This is a genomic window from Polaribacter reichenbachii (genome assembly GCF_001975665.1).
GTDB classification, from domain to species: Bacteria; Bacteroidota; Bacteroidia; order Flavobacteriales; family Flavobacteriaceae; genus Polaribacter; species Polaribacter reichenbachii.
This window is the reverse complement of sequence record NZ_CP019419.1, coordinates 2,594,240-2,614,984: the sequence shown is the minus strand read 5'-3', so window position 1 is coordinate 2,614,984 and position 20,745 is coordinate 2,594,240. Positions and strand designations below refer to the sequence as shown.

The window sequence follows — 20,745 nt, the reverse complement described above, 5'->3', positions numbered from 1 at the left end:
ATTTGGATGCTTTTTTAAAATATCAAAATAGAAAACTCTATTTATTCAAATACATTTTACGTCTTGAATATAAATCGTAAAAATCATCATCTTTTAAGCTATCAATAAATAAAATACTTTCTCCAGTAGATTTCATTTCTGGACCTAGTTTCTTATTTACATTCGGAAACTTATTGAAAGAGAAAACTGGTTGCTTAATTGCATAACCATCTAACTGAGGATTAAAGTTAAAATCCGTTACTTTCTTTTCTCCTAACATTACTTTTGTAGCATAATTTACATAAGGTTCTTTATATGCTTTCGCTATAAAAGGTACAGTTCTAGAAGCTCTTGGGTTTGCTTCAATAATATAAACTACATCATCTTTAATCGCAAACTGAATATTAATTAAACCTACTGTTTTTAATTCTGTTGCAATTGTATTTGTATGATCTATAATTTGTTGCATTACCAAATCACCTAAATTAAAGGCTGGTAAAGTAGCATTAGAATCTCCTGAATGTATTCCACAAGGTTCGATATGCTCCATAATTCCAATAATATACACATTACCATCAGCATCACAAATTGCATCAGCTTCTGCTTCAATTGCTCCATCTAAGTAATGATCTAACAATAATTTATTATTTGGCATTCTACCCAATAAATCAACTACATGTTCTACTAACTCTTCTTTATTGATTACAATTTTCATTCCTTGACCACCTAAAACATAAGAAGGTCTTACCAAAATTGGGAAATTTAATTCATCTGCTAAAGTTAAAGCTTCATCTGCAGTTTCTGCAATTCCGAATTCTGGATAAGGAATTTTATTGTCTTTTAACATAGATGAGAATCTTCCTCTATCTTCAGCAATATCTAAAGCTTCAAAAGAAGTTCCTATAATTTTAATTCCGTATTTAGTTAACTTTTCAGCTAATTTTAATGCAGTTTGTCCTCCTAATTGTACAATAACACCTTCTGGTTTTTCGTGTCTGATGATGTCATAGATATGCTCCCAAAAAACAGGTTCGAAATATAATTTATCAGCAGTATCAAAATCCGTAGAAACCGTTTCTGGGTTACAATTAATCATGATCGTTTCATAACCACATTCAGCAGCCGCTAAAACCCCATGTACACAACAATAATCAAATTCAATTCCTTGTCCAATTCTGTTTGGTCCAGAACCTAAAACTATAATTTTCTTTTTTTCTGTAACAATACTTTCATTTGCAATAGTAATTTCTCCATTTGGCGTTTCAATCTCGTTTTCAAAAGTTGAATAATAATAAGGAGTTTTTGCTTTAAATTCAGCAGCACAAGTATCTACTAATTTAAAAACTCTTTGTACTTTTAATTCATCTCTTTTATTATAAACTTCGCTCTCTAAACAATCTAGCATATGTGCTATTTGTCTATCTCCATAACCTTTTTGCTTTGCTTCTAATAATAAATCTCTATTAATAGTATCTATAGAATATTTAGAAATTTCTTTCTGTAATTGAAATAATTCCTCGTATTGTTTTAGATACCACATATCAATTTTTGTGATAGCATATATTTTTGATAAAGGAATTCCCATAGCAATTGCATCGTAAATTGCAAAAACACGATCCCAACTTGCGTTGGTTAATTTATCTATAATTTGGTTGTAATCTGTATAACCTTTACCATCTGCTCCTAAACCATTTCTTTTAATTTCTAAAGATTGAGTTGCTTTGTGTAGTGCTTCTTGAAAAGAACGACCAATTCCCATTACTTCTCCAACCGCTTTCATTTGTAAACCTAAAGTTCTGTCTGAACCTTCGAATTTATCAAAATTCCAACGAGGTATTTTTACAATTACATAATCTAAAGTAGGCTCAAATAAAGCAGATGTAGATTTTGTAATTCCGTTTTCTAATTCATCAAGAGAATAACCAATAGCTAATTTTGTAGCCACTTTTGCAATTGGGTAACCTGTTGCTTTAGAAGCTAAAGCTGATGAACGAGATACACGTGGATTAATTTCTATAGCAATAATTTCTTCTTTTTCATCAGGAGAAACTGCAAATTGCACATTACAACCACCTTCAAAATCTCCAATAGAACGCATCATATGTATCGCCATATCACGCATTTTTTGGTAAGTTTTATCAGAAAGTGTCATTGCTGGAGCTACAGTTATAGAATCTCCAGTATGAATTCCCATAGGATCCATATTTTCTATAGAACAAATAATAACTACGTTATCATTCTTATCTCTCAATAATTCTAATTCGTACTCTTTCCAGCCCATCATAGCTTTATCAATCATCACCTCATGAATAGGTGATGCTTCTAAACCTCTGCTTAATAATTCATCGAAATCTTTAGGATCATATACAATAGATGCACCTGCACCTCCTAAAGTATAAGAAGAACGAATTACTAAAGGAAAACCAAACTCTTGTGCGATTTCTTTACCTTTTAAGAAAGATGTTGCTGTTTCTTGAGGCGCCATTGGCACTCCAATTTTTTTCATCAATTCTCTAAACTGCTCTCTATCTTCTGTAACATTAATTGCATCAATATCTACCCCAATTAATTTAACATTGAAATCTTCCCAAATTCCTTTATCATCTGCTTCTATACAAAGATTTAATGCTGTTTGACCACCCATTGTTGGTAAAACTGCATCAATCTGTGGATGCTCTTTTAAAATTTGAATAATTGATTTTGTTGTTAAAGGCAACAAGTATACATGATCAGCCATAGATGGGTCTGTCATAATAGTTGCTGGGTTAGAGTTTATTAAGATAGTTTCTATTCCATCTTCTCTTAATGAACGTAAAGATTGTGATCCAGAATAATCGAATTCACAGGCCTGACCAATAACAATTGGGCCTGAACCAATAATTAAAATGGATTTAAGGTCTTCTCTTTTTGGCATTGTAAGTAATTGTGTTTATTAGTTTTACAAAAATAAGTAGTGCTTGGGTATAAAAAAAGGTGTTACTTAAAAAAGTAACACCTTATATATTAACAATTGTTAATCATTTATTTTTTATGTCTAGTTTCAGATGAAACAGAAATTTTCTTTCTTCCTTTTGCTCTTCTACGAGCTAATACCTTTCTACCATTAGCAGAAGCCATTCTCTCCATGAAACCGTGTTTGTTTCTTCTCTTTCTCTTTGATGGTTGATACGTTCTTTTCGGCATTATATGTATTTTTAAAAGTCTTCTTTATTATTTTTTTCGCTTATCAATTTTATCTTGCTAAAAGCGTGTGCAAATATACAACTGTTTTTATTTTTGACAAATAGTATTTGAAAAAAAATTAAAATATTTTTATTTTATCTTTTTCAATAGCTTTTTCATGGTTTTTTCTCCCAAAGCATAAGAGCCTTTATAAAGATTTAATCTATTTAAATTCTCTCCTGTTTGCATATCTTTATCCTCAGATTTAGAGATTTTACCTGTACAGGTCATTTCTAAAAGGATCTTTCCATTATTAACATCAATAATTTTTATAAAAGAAACAGCGCCTTCCTTAGAAAAATACATCTTCTTTTTATGAACATTACTTAATGACTTATTTTCTATATCTTCTAAATATAGTACTTTACTTAGTATAATATAATCTATGTTTGTACTTTCTTTAAGAAACTGAATGTTTTCTTTAGAAACATCATAGTCTATAATAAAAGGTATCAGTATTTTATTTTCACTATTTCTAAAATCATTTTTTAATTTAACATTATCTCTTAGTTGCTTTTTAAAAAACTGTACTACCTCTTCTAAGTAGCTAGCATTATTAAAATTAGATTCTCCAAACTGTGTGCTATTTAATAAATATTTTTTGCCATTATAATCTAGCCTTTTATTAAATGTTAAATAACTAAAGCTGTAATCTGGCATTTGATAAGAAACACCATCAGGAAATAAAACTGAACAAGAGGTAAAAACAAAAAACAACAGATAACATAATCTTAATTTCATAATACATTTTTTACTTAAAATTCGCAAAAATTATACCAAGCTATTTTTATCAATATTAATCAATTTTAAAATTAGTAAAATCTTTTCTTCATTTTTATTTGTGATAAAATTGAGAGTTACTACTTTTGCGCAAACCTAAAGTAACCATGCACAATACTAAATACGTTTTTGTAACAGGAGGCGTAACATCTTCACTAGGAAAAGGAATTATTGCAGCTTCATTAGCTAAATTATTACAAGAAAGAGGCTTTTCTGTAACAATTCAAAAATTAGACCCATATATTAATATAGACCCAGGAACTCTAAATCCGTACGAACATGGAGAATGTTATGTTACTGATGATGGGGCCGAAACAGATTTAGATCTTGGTCATTACGAGCGATACCTAAACATACCTACAAGTCAGGCAAATAATGTAACAACTGGTAGAATTTATCAATCTGTTATCAACAAAGAAAGAAAAGGAGACTTTTTAGGAAAAACGGTACAAGTTATTCCTCATATTACTGATGAAATCAAACACCGAATTCAACTTTTAGGAGAAACTGGTGATTATGATATTGTAATTACAGAAATTGGTGGAACCGTTGGTGATATTGAATCTTTACCTTATGTTGAATCTGTAAGACAAATGTTATGGGAAAAAGGAGAAGAAAATGCCATAGTTATTCACTTAACTTTAGTGCCCTATCTTGCTGCAGCTGGTGAGTTAAAAACAAAACCTACACAACACTCTGTAAAAATGTTAATGCAAAGTGGTGTTAGCCCAGATATTTTAGTGTGTAGAACAGAACATCAAATATCTGATGACATCAAAAGAAAATTAGCATTATTCTGTAATGTTAAAAAAGAAGATGTTATACAATCTATAGATGCAGAAACAATTTACGATGTACCTAACTTAATGTTAGAAGAAGGTTTAGATACTGTAGTTTTAAAGAAATTACATTTAGAGTCTAAACAAGAACCAAAATTAAAAACTTGGAATAATTTTATACAAAAACATAAAAACCCTAAATCTGAAGTAGAAATTGCTTTAATTGGTAAATATATAGAGTTACAAGATTCTTATAAATCAATTACAGAAGCCTTTATTCATGCAGGTTCATCTAACGAAACAAAAGTAAATGTACGTTGGATTCACTCAGAAAGTTTAACTATAGAAAATTATGAAGAACTTTTACAAGGTGTAAATGGTATTTTAGTTGCTCCTGGTTTTGGAGATCGTGGAATTGATGGTAAAATTAAAGCTGTGCAATATGCAAGAGAAAATAATATTCCTTTTTTCGGAATTTGTTTAGGTATGCAAATGGCAGTAATTGAGTTTTCTAAAAATGTTCTAGGTTTAGTTGATGCTTTTTCTACAGAAATGAAAAAGAATTGTAAAAACCCTGTTATTAATTTAATGGAAAGTCAAGAAGATGTAACTGAAAAAGGTGGTACAATGCGTTTAGGTGCTTGGGATTGTAATCTTTTAGAAGGTTCTAAGGCTTATAATGCTTATCAATCAGAAAAAATTAGTGAACGTCACAGACATCGTTATGAATTTAATAACAATTATAAAGACCAAATTGAATTAAAAGGAATGAAAGCAACTGGTATTAACCCGAAAACAGGTTTAGTAGAAGTTGTTGAAGTTATCAATCATCCTTGGTTTGTTGGTGTTCAATATCATCCAGAATATAAAAGTACGGTTCTAAAACCTCATCCTTTATTTGTAGATTTTATTAAAGCTGCTTTAAAACAATCTAAATTATAATTTCGGAATACTAATTGAACTATTAAAAAGTATATAATTTAAAGCATAAAAATAAACCTAAATTCTGCTTTTTAACTACATTTGTCGCGATTTTCTCAGGATTATTTCTTGAGCTAATGACAAATTGACATTAATTTACATATGGAACAAAAAAAATTCGATTATAATTCTTTTATAGGAATGATTCTTCTTGGTGCAATAATGCTTTGGTATTTAAACACCAACAAACCAGAAGATATTGAGCAAAAATCTACACCAGATGTAGAAGAAACTACGGTTAACATACCAACAACTACCAAAACTGCAACACCAAGTTTTGCTAACGATTCTCTAAAACAAGTTGCCTTAACTAATAAACTAGGTGCTTTTGCACAAAGCGCAATTAATGGTACAGAAGGTACAACAGAAATTCAAAATAATCTTGTAAAATTAACGATTGATAATAAAGGTGGACAGATTGTAAAAGCCTTAATCAAGAACTATAAAACACACGATTCGCTTCCTTTATATATGATAAATGATAATAACTCATCATTTAACATCAATTTTGGAACAACAGACAACAGAATTTTAAATACAAAAGATTTATTTTTTGAACCAACTTTAACTAAAAACGGAGAGAATTCAGTTTTATCTATGAAACTTAAAGTTTCTGATTCTCAGTTTTTAGAGTATAGATATGAAATTAAACCTAAAAAATATATGGTTAATTTTTCTATTCGTTCTCAAGGTTTAAGTTCAGTAATTAATTCTTCTAATCCTATAAATTTAGATTGGTCTTTAAAAGGATATAGACACGAAAAAAGTATAAAAACCGAGAATACAATGTATTCTAATTTATATTATAAATCTGAAGAAGATGTGGATTATGTAAGTGCTGGTAATACTGAAGTTATTAATGATGTAGATTGGGTTGCTTATAAACAACACTTTTTTACGTCGAATTTATTAACAGATACTCCTTTTGAAAATGCAACTGTAACTTCTAAAGACTTAGTAGAAAATGAAGAAATTGATACTGTTTTTACTAAAAGTTTTGCATTAAAAACACCATTGGCTTTAGCTGGTGGAGAGTTGAATTATAATATGAAATGGTTTTACGGACCAAGTGATTATAATTTATTAAAATCTTATGAAGGTACAGATTTAGATGAAACTGCAGATTTAGGTTGGGGAATATTTGGTTTCTTAAACAGAACAGTTTTTTATCCTGTATTTAATTTCTTACAAGGCTTTTTATCAAACTACGGATTAATTATCATTTTAATGACGATAGTTGTTAGAATTATAATGTCTCCTCTAGTTTATAAATCATATTTATCAAGTGCAAAAATGAAGGTAATTCGTCCTGAATTAACTGCCTTGAACGAAAAATATCCAGGGAAAGAAAACGCAATGAAGCGTCAGCAAGAAACAATGGCAATTCAGCGTAAGGCAGGTGTTAATATGCTTTCTGGTTGTATACCAGCATTATTACAAATGCCAGTATTCTTTGCTTTATTTAAATTTTTCCCTACAAACTTAGCTTTAAGACAAGAAAGCTTTTTATGGGCACCAGATTTATCTTCTTATGATATTATTTTTAAACTTCCTTTCTCTATTCCTTTTTATGGAGATCACGTAAGTTTATTCCCAATTTTGGCTTCTGTTGCTATTTTCTTTTATATGAAAATGAACCAAAGTCAGCAAGCAAATATGCAAGCGCCTACTCAAGAAGGTATGCCAGATATGAGTAAGATGATGAAGTATATGATTTACTTCTCTCCTATAATGATGTTGTTTTTCTTTAACAATTATGCGAGTTCATTAAGTTTATATTACTTTATTTCTAACTTATTAACTATTACAATTATGTTGGTAATTAAGAATTATGTGATTGATGAAGATAAAATTCATGCACAAATAGAAGAAAACAAAAAACGTCCTGAAAAAAAGAAAAGTAAATTCAGACAACGTATAGATGATGCTATGAAGCAAGCTCAAGAACAGCAAGCAAAACAAAAAAAATAAAAGGCAATGCCTTAGATAATTAAAAACCCAAAACTGATTTAGTTTTGGGTTTTGTTTTTTTATCTATTTATAGAAATTAATTTCTATTTCTTAGAATCCTCAATATTTAATTAGACTTCTAAACTTCATTTTATTGAGTCCTAAATTAAATAGTTTAGAGTTTCCTACTTATACAGGAAAGACAAATTATTTGAAAGCTGCTGATTATCCTTTATTATAAAAATCAGACTTTATATTTTTATTCTCTTTATTTTGATAGACATTATAACTAAACCACTCGTGAATAGCATAAGCACCAGTTTCTCCTTGTTTATTAACAGCGATATAACCTACTTGAAAATTTTTATAGTTACTATTAGGTTTACTAACAATTCTAGCAATAGCTTCTTCACAAGCTTCTTGTGGCGATTTTCCTTGACGCATTAATTCAACAATTAAAAAACTACCTACAGTTTTTAAAACTTCTTCTCCTAAACCAGTTGCAGCAGCTCCTCCAATTTCATTATCAACAAAAAGTCCACCTCCAATAATAGGAGAGTCTCCTACTCTACCAGCCATTTTATAAGCCAATCCACTTGTGGTACAAGCTCCAGAAATATTTCCTTTTTTATCAATAGCTAACATACCAATTGTATCGTGATTCTCTATATTGATAATCGGTTTGTATTTAGATTTAACCTTCCATTTTTCCCAAGCTTTTTTAGAAGATTCTGTCAATAAATTTTCTCTTTTAAAACCTTTACTAACTGCAAATTGTTCTGCCCCATCACCCACTAACATAACATGTGGCGTATCTTCCATAACTTTTCTTGCTACAGAAATAACGTGTTTTATATTTTTTACTCCCAAAACAGATCCGTAATTTCCTTTATCATCCATAATACAAGCATCTAAGGTTACATTTCCATCTCTATCAGGCAAACCTCCTTTACCAACTGTTTGATTTTTTTCGTTAGCTTCTTCAATTCTACAACCTTGCTCTACAGCATCTAAAGCAGAACTACCTTTTTCTAAAAGTGCAGCAGCAGTATTTACAGCCAAAGGAGTTCTCCAAGTAGCAATAACTAATGGTTTTATTAAAACTGAATTTGATAAAATAACTTTCTTATCTTCTTTTGAATTTCCTTTGCTGATAAATGACGATGACATTGCAACCAAACCTAAACCAGTTGCTGATGCTTTTTTTATAAAATTTCTTCTTTTCATTTTCTAATATCTAATGGATTTTGATTCTAAATGCTAATCAAAAGTTAAGATAAAGATAAATAAAATATTATTCTCTTAATTTTGAACTAAAAACTTAGTTTAATTAATTTTTAGTAACTATATTAGTGACTAATTTTAACTTAAAACCCACAAAATTCTATGAAAAGAGTACTATTTATTTTATTTCTATCCGTTTTTACGACATCTTTTTATGCACAAAAGATGATGGACAAAAAAATACCAATTGATGAAAGTGTAAAAATTGGTAAACTTTCTAACGGCTTAACCTATTACATTAAAAACAATGGTAAACCTGCTAACAAAGTAGAACTTCGTTTGGCAATTAATGCTGGTTCTATTTTAGAAGACGAAGACCAATTAGGAGTAGCTCATTTTATGGAGCACATGAACTTTAACGGAACTAAAAACTTCAAAAAAAATGAATTAGTTGATTATTTACAATCTATTGGTGTAAAATTTGGAGCTGATTTAAATGCTTATACAGGTTTTGACCAAACTGTTTACATTTTACCAATACCTAGTGATGATGAAGCCAAACTCGACAAAGGCTTTCAAATAATTAGAGATTGGGCTGGTAGCGCTTTGTTAGAAGACAAAGATATTGATGATGAGCGTGGTGTAGTTTTAGAAGAATACAGATCTAGACGTGGTGCAGATAGCAGAATGATGGAAAAATATTTGCCTAAATTAATGTACGGTTCTAAATATGCTGATAGATTACCAATTGGAACAGAAGAAAGTATTAAAAACTTTTCTTACGAAAGCATTAGACGTTTTCAAAAAGATTGGTACAGACCAGATTTAATGGCTGTTATTGCTGTTGGTGATGTAGATGTTGCTGAATTAGAAAATAAAATTAAAAAATATTTTAACGATATACCTGCATCTAAAAACCCAAGAAAAAGAGAATCTTTCTCAATAAAAAATCATGAAGAAACATTTATATCTATCGAATCTGATAAAGAATCTCCTTTTTCTAGAGTTCAATTAATGTATAAAGATTATGAAGATACCAAACCAACAGAAACTGTAGTAGCTTTTAGAAAATCGATAGTAGAATCTTTATTTTCTCAGATGTTAAATAATCGTTTGGATGAATTAAGAAATGGAGAAAACCCACCTTTTATCTTTGGGTTTAGCTATCATGGAGGTACTTATGCAAGAAATAGAGAAGCATATCAATCTGTAGCAAACACAAGTGCTGATGGTCAATTAAAAGGTCTTGAAGCGCTATTAGAAGAAAGTGAACGTGCAAAACGTTTCGGATTTACTACAGGTGAATTAGAAAGAGCTAAAAAAAATGTTTTATCTCGTTTAGAGAAATCTTATAATGATCGAGATAAAAATGAGTCTGGGAGAATTGCAGGCGCTTATGTAAATCATTTTTTAGATAAAAGCCCTATTCCAGGTATCGCTTGGACTTTTAATATGAACAAAAAATTATTACCTACAATACAACTAGAAGAAATTAATGAGGTTATCAAAAATTTTATTCACGATGATAATAGAGTAATCATTATTACTGGTCCTAAACAAGTTGTAACTGAGCAACAAGTTTTAGATGCTTTAAACAATGTAAAAACTAAAGAATTAAAACCTTATGAAGATAAAGAAGTTGCTGCCTCTTTAATTACTGATGCACCAACAATGGGTAAAATTGTAGGAGCAACTAAAAACGATGAATTAGGTACAAAAACATTTGTTTTAGAAAATGGGGCAAAGGTTACTTACAAAAAAACTGATTTTAAAAACGATGAAATTTTATTTACTGCTTATAGTTATGGAGGAACTTCTTTATATTCTGATGAGGAATTAAAAGCAACATCTTTTGCAAATGCTGCCTTAACTGATGCTGGTGTAAATGGTTATTCAAAGTCAGATTTAAGAAAAATGATGTCTGGTAAAATTGCTAATGTTAGACCTTATATTAGTGGTTTAAGCGAAGGATTTAATGGTTCTGCTTCACCTAAAAATTTAGAAGAACTTTTTCAATTAGTTCACTTATACTTTACTTCTTTAAATAAAGATGATAAAGCATTTAAATCTTCTATTAATAAGAATAAAAGCTTTTTAGGTAATTTATTAGCAAGTCCTAATTTCTTTTTCCAAAAAGAAATGTCAGACTTTATGAACGAAGGTAACTCAAGATATACAGGTTTTCCTTCTGAAGAAAAATATGATGCCGCAGATTATGATTTAGCTTATGCTAAATATAATGAGCGTTTTGCTGATGCTGGAGATTTCAATTTCTATTTTGTTGGTAATATTGATGAAAGAAAATTAGCTGAATTAACTATGAAATATATTGCTAGTTTACCTGGTAAAGATTCTAAAGAAACTTATAAAGTAGATGAATTTAGACCTTTAAAAGGTTCTCATACTAAAATAGTTGAAAAAGGAAAAGACCCTAAAAGTAGTGTAAGAATAACTTATCAAGGAGAAACAACCTATAACAAAAAAGAAGCTTTAGCTTTTAAAAGTTTAGGAGAAATTGTTGGTATAAAATTAACCGAAAAATTACGTGAAGAAGAAGGTGGTGTATATTCTTCTAGAACTAGTGGTAATATTTCTAAGATGCCTTATGGTAGATATAATTTCTCTATTTCTTTTCCTTGTGCTCCAGAAAATGTAGATAAATTAAAGAACATTGCTCTTGCCCAAGTAGAAGATATGGCTAAAAATGGCCCAACTGAAGAAGATTTAATGAAAACTAAAAAAGCACAAATTTTAGATTATAAAGAAAGTATCAAAAGAAATAGATATTGGTTAAACTTTATTAAAAACATAGATTATATGAAGAATGATGCTTCTGATGCCACTTCTTTTGAAGAAAGAGTTAATGCATTAACCAAGGAAGACATTCAAATGGTTGCTAAGAAATATTTAACTGATGGTTATATTTTAGGAATTCTAAATCCTGAAAAATAAATCTAGGCTATATAATAATTTAAAGCTCTCAAGAAGTTGGGAGCTTTATTTTTTTCTAAAAAACTGACTTTTTAAAAAGCCTAAACCATAACCTAAAAACTGAGTTAGTGAGGTTATGATACTTAAAAAACCTACTCGTAATCCATTTTTGATGAAAGAATCGAAAAATAAAGCTAAGAAATATAAGTAATAACAACTAAACAAAGTTAAATAACCCCAAATTGCTAATAGAATACTGATTGTTAAACCAACAATAAATACGCTTGGAAACCAATAGGTGATTTTTCCTGTATTTGGATATTTCCGATTTAAAATTGGTCTTGCTGTTCCAAAACCAAAGGTTTGTTTATAAAATTGCTTGATAGTACTTCTTCTTTTATGATAGACAAAAGCTGTATCAATTAATTGGGTTTCAAAATTATTTTCCCAAAGTCTAAAGGTTAAATCGATATCTTCTCCGTTCTTCATTTTAGAAAAGCCTTGTGTCTTATGAAAAGCTGTTTTAGATATACCAAAATTAAAACTCCTTAGTTGGAATTTACCCACAGCTTTTTTCTTACCACGAATTCCGCCAGTAGTTAAAACTGATGTCATTGAATAATTAATGGCTTTTTGTAAAACTGTAAAGTTTTTATGAGCAGCATCTGGACCACCAAAAGCATCTGTATAATTAGCTTCTAACGTTTTTGACACTTCTGATAAATATTGTTCTGGAACAATTACATCTGAATCTAATACAATAAAATAATTCCCAGAAGCTATTTGCATTCCGAAATTACGGCTTGCTCCTGCTCCAGTGTTTTCTTTAAAAAAGTATTTTAAATTTAATTGAGATTGATACTTTTCTACTATAAGAACACTTTTTTCTGATGAACCATCTTCTATTATTAAAACCTCAAAAGCTTCTGAAAAAGTTTGTTTGGATAAACTACTCAATAACTCGTCTATTTCTTTTGGACGATTGTAAACCGGAATTATTAAAGAGAAGTTTAGTTTCAAGTGTTCAGTGTTCAGTGTTCAGTGTTCAGTGTTCAGTGTTCAGTGTTCAGTGTTCAGTGTTCAGTGTTCAGTGTTCAGTGTTCAGTGTTCAGTGTTCAAAAGTAAAAAATGCAAACCGAAATTGATTTGCATTTTTAATTTTTTATGAAAAGTATTTAGCCTTTATAAATTCTAAAAGTAGGCAAACAAGTTTAGCCCAGATTGAAGTGGCATCCTTTTTTTGTTTTTTCAAAAAAAGATATAGCGTAAAGCTGGAAATAGCTTCTAAAAAACCTACTCAAACTTTTCCATAACAGGATCGCTTACTCCCATATTTGAGAATCCACCATCGTGAAATAAGTTCTGCATTGTTACTTTTTTAGTTAAATCTGAGAACATAGAAATGGTATAATCTGCACATTCTAGAGCAGATGCATTACCTAAAGGACTCATTTTTTCTGCGTATTCTATAAAACCATCAAAACCTTTTACTCCACTACCTGCTGTAGTTGGTGTTGGCGATTGAGAAATTGTATTTACACGAACCTTGTGATCTCTACCAAAAAAGTAGCCAAAACTACGTGCAATACTCTCTAAATAGGCTTTGTTGTCTGCCATATCATTATAATCTGGAAAAACTCTTTGTGCAGCCATATATGTTAACGCTACTATAGAACCCCATTCAGACATTGCCTTTTTGTTGTATAAAACATTCATTACTTTATGAAAAGAAAGTGCAGAAATGTCCCAACCTTTTGCTGTAAAATCGTAATTAGAGTCTGTATAATGTATTTTTTTTCTAACGTTTACAGACATACCAATTGAGTGTAAAACGAAGTCGATTTTACCACCTAAAATCTCCATAGATTGCTCTACTAAAGCAGTAATATCTTCTAAAGAAGTTGCATCTGCAGCAATAACTTGCGAACCAGTTTTTTCTGCTAATGCATTTAATTGCCCCATTCTTAAAGCAATTGGTGCATTTGTTAATACAAATTCTGCGCCTTCTTCGTGTGCTCTTTCTGCTACTTTCCAAGCAATAGATTGCTCGTTTAAAGCTCCGAAAATAATTCCTTTTTTACCTTTTAATAAATTGTACATAATACTTGTTATTCTTTATTAATTATTGTTGTTGGTTTTGTTTGTAAGTAAGAATCTAAATTCTAGTTTACCAAATTAAACAGCTTGCAAATATATTTAATACAAGCTTTTATTTAACTAAAAATACATTAAAATCTTTATACGTTTATAGACTTAATAGTTCTTTTGCGTGTGTTAAAGCAGAATCTGAAATATCTTTACCACTTAACATTTCTGCAATTTCTTTAATTCTTTCTTCTGTAGTTAATTGCTTTAAATTGGTTGTAGTAACACCTTTTACTTCTTTTTTAAATACCTTATAATGGCTTTGTCCTTTTGATGCAATTTGTGGTAAATGTGTTATGGCAATTACTTGCATGTGTTTACCCATTTGCTGCATTATTGCTGCAATTTTGTTAGAAACTTCACCAGAAACTCCTGTATCAATTTCATCGAAAATAATGGTTGGTAATTGTGTGTTTTCTGATAAAACTTTCTTTACAGAGAGCATTATTCTTGATAACTCACCACCTGAAGCTACTTTTTTCAATTCGCCAAAACTACCACCTTTATTGGCAGAAAATAAAAATTCTAATTCGTCTTTTCCGTTAGAAAAATAACTTTTAGTTGGTTTTATTTTGATAGAAAATCTTGCGTTTTCCATACCTAATTCTGATAATAAAAATTGTAATTCTTTAGTTAATTTAGGTATTGAAGCTACTCTACTTTTTGTAATTAAACCTGCTAGTTTGTCTAATTTACCTGCAACATCATCAATTTCTTTTTGTTTATTATTGATGGTTTCTTCTGCATTTTCTACTTGACTTACTTTTTCTGATAAATCTTCTAAAACTTTTATTAATTCTTGATTTGTAGAAACTGTATGCTTTTTCTGCAAATTATAAATCAGTTGCAAACGATCGTTTAATTCTTCGATTTCATTCGGATTAAAATCGACGTTTTCATTAGCATTTTCTAATTCTGTAACAACATCATCAATTTCTATTTTTACTGATGTTACTCTTTCTGACAATTCTTGATAATCTTTAGAAAAAGATGCAATTTTTAACAATCGATTTTCTAGCGTATTTAACAAGTTTTGGATACCAATTTCCTCATTTACCGAAATTTCTAAAGCTTCTGATAAATTAAGTTTTATATCTTCTATATTATTTAATTTCTCTAGTTTTTCTTCTAATTCTTCTTGTTCATCAACTTTTAAATTAGCTTCTTCTAATTCATTAAACAAATGCAAATTGTATTCGTATTGCTGATTTGCTTCTTTTTGAACAGCTTCTAATTCTTGTAATTCTTTTTTAAGCTGATTCAACTTAGCATATCCTCTTTTGTAAGAAGCAATTTTCTCTTTATTTTTTGCTAAAGCATCTAAAATAGAAAACTGAAAACTATTATCTGATAATTGCAATGTTTGATGTTGCGAATGCACATCTATCAACTTTGTTCTTAATTCGTTTAAAACCGATAAACGAACAGGTGTATCGTTTACAAAAGCACGAGATTTACCTGATGGTAAAATTTCTCTTCTTATTATGGTTTCTGATTCGTAATCTAAATCAACTTCGTTAAAAAAATCATTTAAATTATAATTAGCAATATCTAATCTGGCCTCTACAACACACTTTTTAGAAGTGTCTTTTAAAGAAGATAAATCTACTCTATTCCCCAAAACCAAACCTAAAGCCCCCAACAAAATGGATTTACCTGCACCAGTTTCACCAGTAATTATAGATAAACCAGAAGAAAAATCAATAGATAATTGATTGATTAAAGCGTAGTTATTTATTGAAAGTTGTGTGAGCAAGTTCTCTTAATTTTAAACAATAAAATTAGTGAAATTTTAAAGAATACTAAACTAGTTTTTTTTAATAATCACTGTAAAAATTCGTTTAGCTTATTTGGGTCTTGTAGGTTATTAAAAAAGAGTAATAACTCTACATCCTTAGTAGCTATTTGGTAATATAAAGTAATTTGTTTTAGAACTTCTACCTTATGTATTGTTTTATCTTTTTCCCATTTTTTAAAAGTTTCTGGACTTAATTTTAAAATGATAATGATATCAGAAACTTTAGTTATAAAATTAATTACCTCTTTTTCTGACCAATGCATTTCTAAATAATCTATATTTTGTAAATATGTGCTATTTGCTAAAGGAGATGCAATAATATTATACTCCATATTTCTCTTTAGATTTTTCTAAAATTATTTCAAAATTTACTCCTAAACCATCTTTTAATTGAGCTTTAGATTTTTCTAATAACTTACCAATTACAGCATCTTTATACTCTTGATATTGTTCTGGATATAAATGTTTTGAAATCAATTTAACTTCTTCGTTGGTAAAACGTTTTTCACGCATTTTTTTGTAGAAGAAGCTGTCTTTTAAATTTAATAGCTTTAAAAAATATGCAGTTTTAAAATCGCTTTTTTTTATATCTTCTATTAATTGAGAAATTACTGTATCGTAATTATGTATAATCTCTAAATTATTCATATTTATAAAGTATTTACTTTACAAATATATAGTATTTGTTTTCTTCATCAAAAAAAATGGTTAATTGATTAAAAGAAGTAATATCTATTCAATTTTAAAAGTAAAGAAAAGTTAAAACCTAAACTCCATTTTTAACAAAATAAGCCTTGGCAATAATCTATATTCAGTTGTTGTAGCATCAATATCGCTAATTGAATAGTTTCTAAATTTCTTAGTATTAAAAATGTTTTTCCCTGTTAAACCCAAAGTTATTTTATAATTTATTAGCTTATATCGTAAATCAAAATCTAGAAAATAATATGAGTTTTCTGATTCCAAATTATCGAAATAATAACTTTCTGATTTCAATTCAAAATCTAACTTATCATTAAAAAGAAATGATAAATCTAAAAAACTTTGATTATTTGTTACGGAATTGCTTGTAGTTGTTTCTATGCTACATTGATTCTCTGAATATCAATGTTTTTCTGCAATCCATTATCATTATTTGTGTTCTTTATTTTTTTATTTTTCTTACCAATATTTATTTCTTTATAAAGAGAAACTTTTTCATTAAAAGTTAAAAGAAAATCTCTCGAAAAATGTGTTACTTGAGTGTATTTGACTTCACCACAAAGTTTTTTTTAGTAGTTTGAGATGCAATACCTAAACTTATAAATAAGATTAGAAGTAAGGTGAAATATTTATTCATTACAAATTTTAGTTATTTGGTAAACAAAAAAAGAGTGAAATAAAATTCACTCTTTAAAATAATTATAAAATCAATTCAAAATATAATATATTTTAGAAAATCAAAGTTTCAATCAGAACATTTAAGAAGGTCTAACATAGCAATGATACTGTAAATTTAAAACAGAAAAACTATTTTGTCAATATCAAAAAAATTATAAATTATAAGTTTTTGAGCTCCCCATTTATAGGGAGAATTCCCCCTATAAATGGGGAGAAAAAAAAATCAACCATTAATGAGGATTGTACAATTCGGTTTATCTTATTAAATTAGAAAAAAAAATGGAAGAAAAATTAATTGCTATTAGAAAGAAAATAAAATTAGCTCGTCTAAAAAAAGAATACTCTCAATATTATATGGGCTGCAGATTAAACACAAGCCAAATTGCCTATCATAATTTAGAAAGCGGAAAAAGTAATATTAAAGTAGATACCTTGTTAAAAATAGCTACTATTTTAGAAGTGGATGTAAAAGATTTTTTTGAATTTGAGGATTAAAAAAAAGGCAAGTTGATAACTAATTTTAATCTCTCTTAAAGATAACCTCAGCAAAACTTAATGCAAAAGTCTCCTTTTACTATTTTTTAACCACAAAAAACAAACACCAATTAGTATTACAGAAACAATGGCAGCTATAATCGTATTTTGATAACTTATAGGAAATATTACTTGATTTTTAGAATGAAAATAATACGTAAAAGGATATTCTTTAGGCAAAAAAATAGATAAATACATTTTCTTATCAATATAATCCATAAGATTGGCCATAAAAAAAGCAAAAACTGAAAATTTTAGATATTTTTTTCCAAGAAAAAACATTAATATAAGAGACCATAAATAAACAGCAACTTCAATGAATAGCATTTCTTGTATAGTTTTATAAGGAGATTCACCTATGAAATCTAAAACGTAATGAGAAGCAAAGGCTAGAATTCCTCCAATTATAAAAGTTTTCTTTTCACTTTTAGTAATTACATAAGTTGCTGTTATAATAGCAATACCTATTGCTCCATGTGTACTTGCATGCATTTTCTATTTATATAAAATTCACATTCTTAATACCAAGAAATAAACAAATAAAATTACTCAATATTTCTCCACTTAGAATTATTGTTAGGAGAAATTCTTTTTAATGCAGTCGATAATTTAATAGCATTTCTAGTTCTAGGACCATCAGAATAAATGTTTACTAATTCATCTGCTTTAGCATCAAAAAATAAACGAATTAAATAATTACCAACAGTTTTATTGTAAAGATTTTCCATTTTAAAAGTACTATCTTCTATGGTCTGTTTTGCATATTCTTTGTTTGTACCAAAATTATCTAAGCCTTTAATGTGATAATCGTAAATTACATCTCTAAAAGTTTTTAATTTAGGTGCTAATAAATTATCAATCAATAAAAAACGATTTTGCTTACCCACAACATTTTGCCAAGCAGACAAACCACTTTGTTGTGCTTGTAACATTACATTTTGTGCTTCTTCTAATTCAGTTTGACCACCGTATTTAGAAAAAGAATCCGCATCTACACCTAAAATTGTATAGACATAAAAAACAATGGTAGATACCAAATTGCTATCAAAAGAATTTCTGTTATAGATTAAAGGATCAAATTCATTATACCGAAACGTAAAATCGTTGTCTTTTAAATTTAATAAAGGACTTGCATAACTTGAACCATAAACGGGTCTTGAAGATTGTATTTGGAGTGTAGCAGTGTAATTATTGTTATTTCTTTCTGTAACTATAATATTCATTGCACAATCTACTTTTTCTTCAGTTTGTACAATTCTGTTTGTCCATTTTGTTTGATTTACAAACTCAATTAAAGACTTTTGTAATGTTTCAAAAACTTGTCTGTTAGAGCCAGAAATTTGATCGTAGTTTATGTTTACCAAACAATTTAATTCTTGAGAATTTATGTTTGATGTTATGAAGAAAAGAGCAAAAAGAAAAACAATTTTACGCATCATATACAATAGTTCTTTTTTATTTTTTTTGATATAAGAAACTAGAGAAACCTTTAATTTAGAGTTTTAACTCTTAATTCTTAAGACAATTTCGTTTATTATATCTTCAGCTACATCTACTTTCGACTTTAATTCGAATGGTTTTTCATTCAAATTTTTATCAATAATAGTAATTTTATTTGTGTTAGTGGCAAAACCTGCTCCTTTATCTTGCAAAGAATTTAAAACAATTAAGTCTAGATTCTTACGTTTTAATTTGCCTTTTGCGTTCTCAATTTCATTATTGGTTTCTAATGCAAAACCAACTAAAAGCTGATGTTTTTTAATTTCACCCAAAGATGCTAAAATATCTTTTGTAGGTGCTAACTCAATGGTTAACGAAGATTCCTTCTTTTTTATTTTCTGATTTGCAACATTTTTTGGTTTGTAATCTGCAACAGCAGCTGATAAAATAGCAACATCTACATCATTAAAATATTGATGAGCTGCTTTATACATATCTTCTGCAGAAACAACGTCTATTCTTTTTATTGATGAATGTTGTTCTTGCTGATGACTTGGACCTGAAATTAAAAATACTTCTGCTCCTAAATTTGCAGCAGATTTTGCAATAGCAAATCCCATTTTACCAGAAGAATGATTCCCAATAAAACGAACAGGATCTATAGCCTCATAAGTTGGGCCAGCAGTAATTAATACTTTTTTACCTTTTAAAGGTAGTTTATCTAAAATATCATTCTCTATAAAAGTAACAATATCTTGTGGCTCTGCCATTCTTCCTTCACCAACTAAACCACTTGCTAGTTCTCCAGATGTTGCAGGAATTATAATATTACCAAAACTTTTTAATTTGTCTAAACTTTTTTTGGTTGATGGATGAATGTACATATCCAAATCCATTGCAGGCGCAAAATATACAGGACATTTTGCTGATAAATAAGTAGCTAACAATAAATTATCGCAAGTACCATTTGCCATTTTAGACATTGTATTTGCAGTTGCAGGTGCTATTAAAAAATAGTCTGCCCACAAACCTAAATCTACGTGATTGTTCCATAATTCATTTTCTTCTTCTTTATCATAAAAAGTAGAATGAACAGGATTTTTAGAAAGTGTAGAAAGTGTGAGAGGTGTTATAAAATCTTTAGACGCAGGTGTCATTATCACTTTGACATCTGCGCCTAATTTTATAAATAAACGGACTAAAGAAGCCGTTTTATAAGCAGCAATTCCAGCAGTAATGCCTAAAAGGATTTTCTTACCACTTAAAACAGACATTTTTATTCTGTTTCTGGAGTTCTGTGATATACTTTACCTTTTAACCATTCATCAACAGCAATAGCAGTTGGTTTTGGTAAACGCTCATAAAATTTAGAAACTTCAATTTGTTCTTTATTTTCAAAAACTTCTTCTAAACTATCATTATAAGTAGCAAACTCATCTAATTTATCTACTAATTCTTTCTTTAAATCAGCATTAATTTGATTTGCTCTTTTAGCAATAATTGAAATTGCCTCATAAATATTTTCAGTAGGAGCTTCGATTATGTCTTTGTTATAAGTAATAGTACTTAATGCAGCTTCTGTATCTTTATAATCCATAATAT

The 20,745-nt window shown here is 28.8% G+C and carries 18 protein-coding genes; 4 read left to right on the top strand and 14 right to left on the bottom strand.

The features are described 5' to 3' along the window. Positions 1-37 precede the first annotated feature (37 nt). From carB to BW723_RS10915, 3 genes are all read right to left on the bottom strand, one after another. Positions 38-2,893, bottom strand: a complete 2,856-nt coding sequence (gene carB / locus BW723_RS10925; protein ID WP_068364977.1) for a carbamoyl-phosphate synthase large subunit — start codon at positions 2,891-2,893, stop codon at positions 38-40. Between the two features lie 107 nt (positions 2,894-3,000). After that, positions 3,001-3,162: a 50S ribosomal protein L34 gene (gene rpmH, locus BW723_RS10920; RefSeq protein WP_026775082.1), complete on the bottom strand. Its 162-nt coding sequence runs from the start codon at positions 3,160-3,162 to the stop codon at positions 3,001-3,003. Positions 3,163-3,291: 129 nt separating this feature from the next. Next, entirely contained in the window at positions 3,292-3,942 is a 651-nt protein-coding gene (locus tag BW723_RS10915; protein WP_068364980.1) for a hypothetical protein, read from the bottom strand. A 146-nt stretch (positions 3,943-4,088) separates the two neighbouring features. Here BW723_RS10915 and BW723_RS10910 point away from each other — a divergent pair, with 146 nt between their 5' ends. Both BW723_RS10910 and yidC read left to right on the top strand, forming a co-directional pair. Beyond that, entirely contained in the window at positions 4,089-5,702 is a 1,614-nt protein-coding gene (locus BW723_RS10910) for a CTP synthase (protein ID WP_068364983.1), read from the top strand. 141 nt (positions 5,703-5,843) lie between these two features. After that, positions 5,844-7,712, top strand: coding sequence for a membrane protein insertase YidC (gene yidC, locus BW723_RS10905; RefSeq protein ID WP_068364986.1), 1,869 nt, complete (start codon positions 5,844-5,846; stop codon positions 7,710-7,712). 204 nt (positions 7,713-7,916) lie between these two features. Here the strand turns inward: yidC and BW723_RS10900 are convergent, their stop codons facing one another. Then, the gene (locus BW723_RS10900; protein WP_068364989.1) at positions 7,917-8,918 is read right to left on the bottom strand and encodes a glycosylasparaginase; all 1,002 of its coding nucleotides are present in this window, start codon (positions 8,916-8,918) and stop codon (positions 7,917-7,919) included. Between the two features lie 159 nt (positions 8,919-9,077). On the opposite strand from BW723_RS10900, the gene BW723_RS10895 reads away from it, so the two are divergent. Continuing rightward, the gene (locus BW723_RS10895; RefSeq protein WP_068364992.1) at positions 9,078-11,867 is read left to right on the top strand and encodes a M16 family metallopeptidase; all 2,790 of its coding nucleotides are present in this window, start codon (positions 9,078-9,080) and stop codon (positions 11,865-11,867) included. A 45-nt stretch (positions 11,868-11,912) separates the two neighbouring features. On the opposite strand, the gene BW723_RS10890 is transcribed toward BW723_RS10895, so the two are convergent. The 6 genes from BW723_RS10890 to BW723_RS10865 all read right to left on the bottom strand — a co-directional run bounded on the left by BW723_RS10890 (position 11,913) and on the right by BW723_RS10865 (position 16,872). After that, positions 11,913-12,866, bottom strand: coding sequence for a glycosyltransferase family 2 protein (locus BW723_RS10890; RefSeq protein WP_068364995.1), 954 nt, complete (start codon positions 12,864-12,866; stop codon positions 11,913-11,915). A gap of 273 nt (positions 12,867-13,139) precedes the next feature. Continuing rightward, positions 13,140-13,946, bottom strand: a complete 807-nt coding sequence (locus BW723_RS10885) for an enoyl-ACP reductase FabI (protein WP_068364998.1) — start codon at positions 13,944-13,946, stop codon at positions 13,140-13,142. A 145-nt stretch (positions 13,947-14,091) separates the two neighbouring features. Beyond that, positions 14,092-15,747, bottom strand: a complete 1,656-nt coding sequence (gene recN, locus BW723_RS10880) for a DNA repair protein RecN (protein ID WP_068365001.1) — start codon at positions 15,745-15,747, stop codon at positions 14,092-14,094. 68 nt (positions 15,748-15,815) lie between these two features. Then, entirely contained in the window at positions 15,816-16,121 is a 306-nt protein-coding gene (locus BW723_RS10875) for a hypothetical protein (RefSeq protein ID WP_068365004.1), read from the bottom strand. Continuing rightward, the gene (locus tag BW723_RS10870) at positions 16,111-16,437 is read right to left on the bottom strand and encodes a hypothetical protein (protein WP_068365005.1); all 327 of its coding nucleotides are present in this window, start codon (positions 16,435-16,437) and stop codon (positions 16,111-16,113) included. The genes BW723_RS10875 and BW723_RS10870 overlap by 11 nt, the downstream gene beginning before the upstream one ends. A gap of 111 nt (positions 16,438-16,548) precedes the next feature. Then, a complete protein-coding gene (locus BW723_RS10865; protein WP_139059150.1) occupies positions 16,549-16,872 on the bottom strand; it encodes an outer membrane beta-barrel protein in 324 nt (107 codons plus the stop codon). Between the two features lie 576 nt (positions 16,873-17,448). Here BW723_RS10865 and BW723_RS10860 point away from each other — a divergent pair. Continuing rightward, complete coding sequence (locus BW723_RS10860) at positions 17,449-17,664, top strand: helix-turn-helix domain-containing protein (protein ID WP_068365006.1); 216 nt, start codon at positions 17,449-17,451, stop codon at positions 17,662-17,664. Positions 17,665-17,721: 57 nt separating this feature from the next. On the opposite strand, the gene BW723_RS10855 is transcribed toward BW723_RS10860, so the two are convergent. The 4 genes from BW723_RS10855 to BW723_RS10840 all read right to left on the bottom strand — a co-directional run bounded on the left by BW723_RS10855 (position 17,722) and on the right by BW723_RS10840 (position 20,740). Then, a complete protein-coding gene (locus tag BW723_RS10855; protein ID WP_068365014.1) occupies positions 17,722-18,195 on the bottom strand; it encodes a hypothetical protein in 474 nt (157 codons plus the stop codon). A 53-nt stretch (positions 18,196-18,248) separates the two neighbouring features. Next, positions 18,249-19,142 carry a type IX secretion system protein PorD gene (gene porD, locus BW723_RS10850; RefSeq protein WP_226789183.1) on the bottom strand — a complete coding sequence of 298 codons (894 nt, stop codon included), beginning with the start codon at positions 19,140-19,142 and terminating at the stop codon, positions 18,249-18,251. Positions 19,143-19,205: 63 nt separating this feature from the next. Beyond that, a complete protein-coding gene (gene coaBC / locus BW723_RS10845) occupies positions 19,206-20,417 on the bottom strand; it encodes a bifunctional phosphopantothenoylcysteine decarboxylase/phosphopantothenate--cysteine ligase CoaBC (RefSeq protein WP_068365017.1) in 1,212 nt (403 codons plus the stop codon). A gap of 2 nt (positions 20,418-20,419) precedes the next feature. Beyond that, positions 20,420-20,740 carry a DNA-directed RNA polymerase subunit omega gene (locus BW723_RS10840; protein ID WP_068365019.1) on the bottom strand — a complete coding sequence of 107 codons (321 nt, stop codon included), beginning with the start codon at positions 20,738-20,740 and terminating at the stop codon, positions 20,420-20,422. Positions 20,741-20,745 lie beyond the last annotated feature (5 nt).

Excerpts from the sequence above, each read along its gene's own strand:
- carB (WP_068364977.1), bottom strand. The coding sequence starts at position 2,893 with ATGCCAAAAAGAGAAGACCTTAAATCCATTTTAATTATTGGTTCAGGC.
- rpmH (WP_026775082.1), bottom strand. The coding sequence starts at position 3,162 with ATGCCGAAAAGAACGTATCAACCATCAAAGAGAAAGAGAAGAAACAAA.
- BW723_RS10915 (WP_068364980.1), bottom strand. The coding sequence starts at position 3,942 with ATGAAATTAAGATTATGTTATCTGTTGTTTTTTGTTTTTACCTCTTGT.
- BW723_RS10910 (WP_068364983.1), top strand. The coding sequence starts at position 4,089 with ATGCACAATACTAAATACGTTTTTGTAACAGGAGGCGTAACATCTTCA.
- yidC (WP_068364986.1), top strand. The coding sequence starts at position 5,844 with ATGGAACAAAAAAAATTCGATTATAATTCTTTTATAGGAATGATTCTT.
- BW723_RS10900 (WP_068364989.1), bottom strand. The coding sequence starts at position 8,918 with ATGAAAAGAAGAAATTTTATAAAAAAAGCATCAGCAACTGGTTTAGGT.
- BW723_RS10895 (WP_068364992.1), top strand. The coding sequence starts at position 9,078 with ATGAAAAGAGTACTATTTATTTTATTTCTATCCGTTTTTACGACATCT.
- BW723_RS10885 (WP_068364998.1), bottom strand. The coding sequence starts at position 13,946 with ATGTACAATTTATTAAAAGGTAAAAAAGGAATTATTTTCGGAGCTTTA.
- BW723_RS10875 (WP_068365004.1), bottom strand. The coding sequence starts at position 16,121 with ATGGAGTATAATATTATTGCATCTCCTTTAGCAAATAGCACATATTTA.
- BW723_RS10870 (WP_068365005.1), bottom strand. The coding sequence starts at position 16,437 with ATGAATAATTTAGAGATTATACATAATTACGATACAGTAATTTCTCAA.
- BW723_RS10860 (WP_068365006.1), top strand. The coding sequence starts at position 17,449 with ATGGAAGAAAAATTAATTGCTATTAGAAAGAAAATAAAATTAGCTCGT.
- BW723_RS10855 (WP_068365014.1), bottom strand. The coding sequence starts at position 18,195 with ATGCATGCAAGTACACATGGAGCAATAGGTATTGCTATTATAACAGCA.
- porD (WP_226789183.1), bottom strand. The coding sequence starts at position 19,142 with ATGATGCGTAAAATTGTTTTTCTTTTTGCTCTTTTCTTCATAACATCA.
- coaBC (WP_068365017.1), bottom strand. The coding sequence starts at position 20,417 with ATGTCTGTTTTAAGTGGTAAGAAAATCCTTTTAGGCATTACTGCTGGA.
- BW723_RS10840 (WP_068365019.1), bottom strand. The coding sequence starts at position 20,740 with ATGGATTATAAAGATACAGAAGCTGCATTAAGTACTATTACTTATAAC.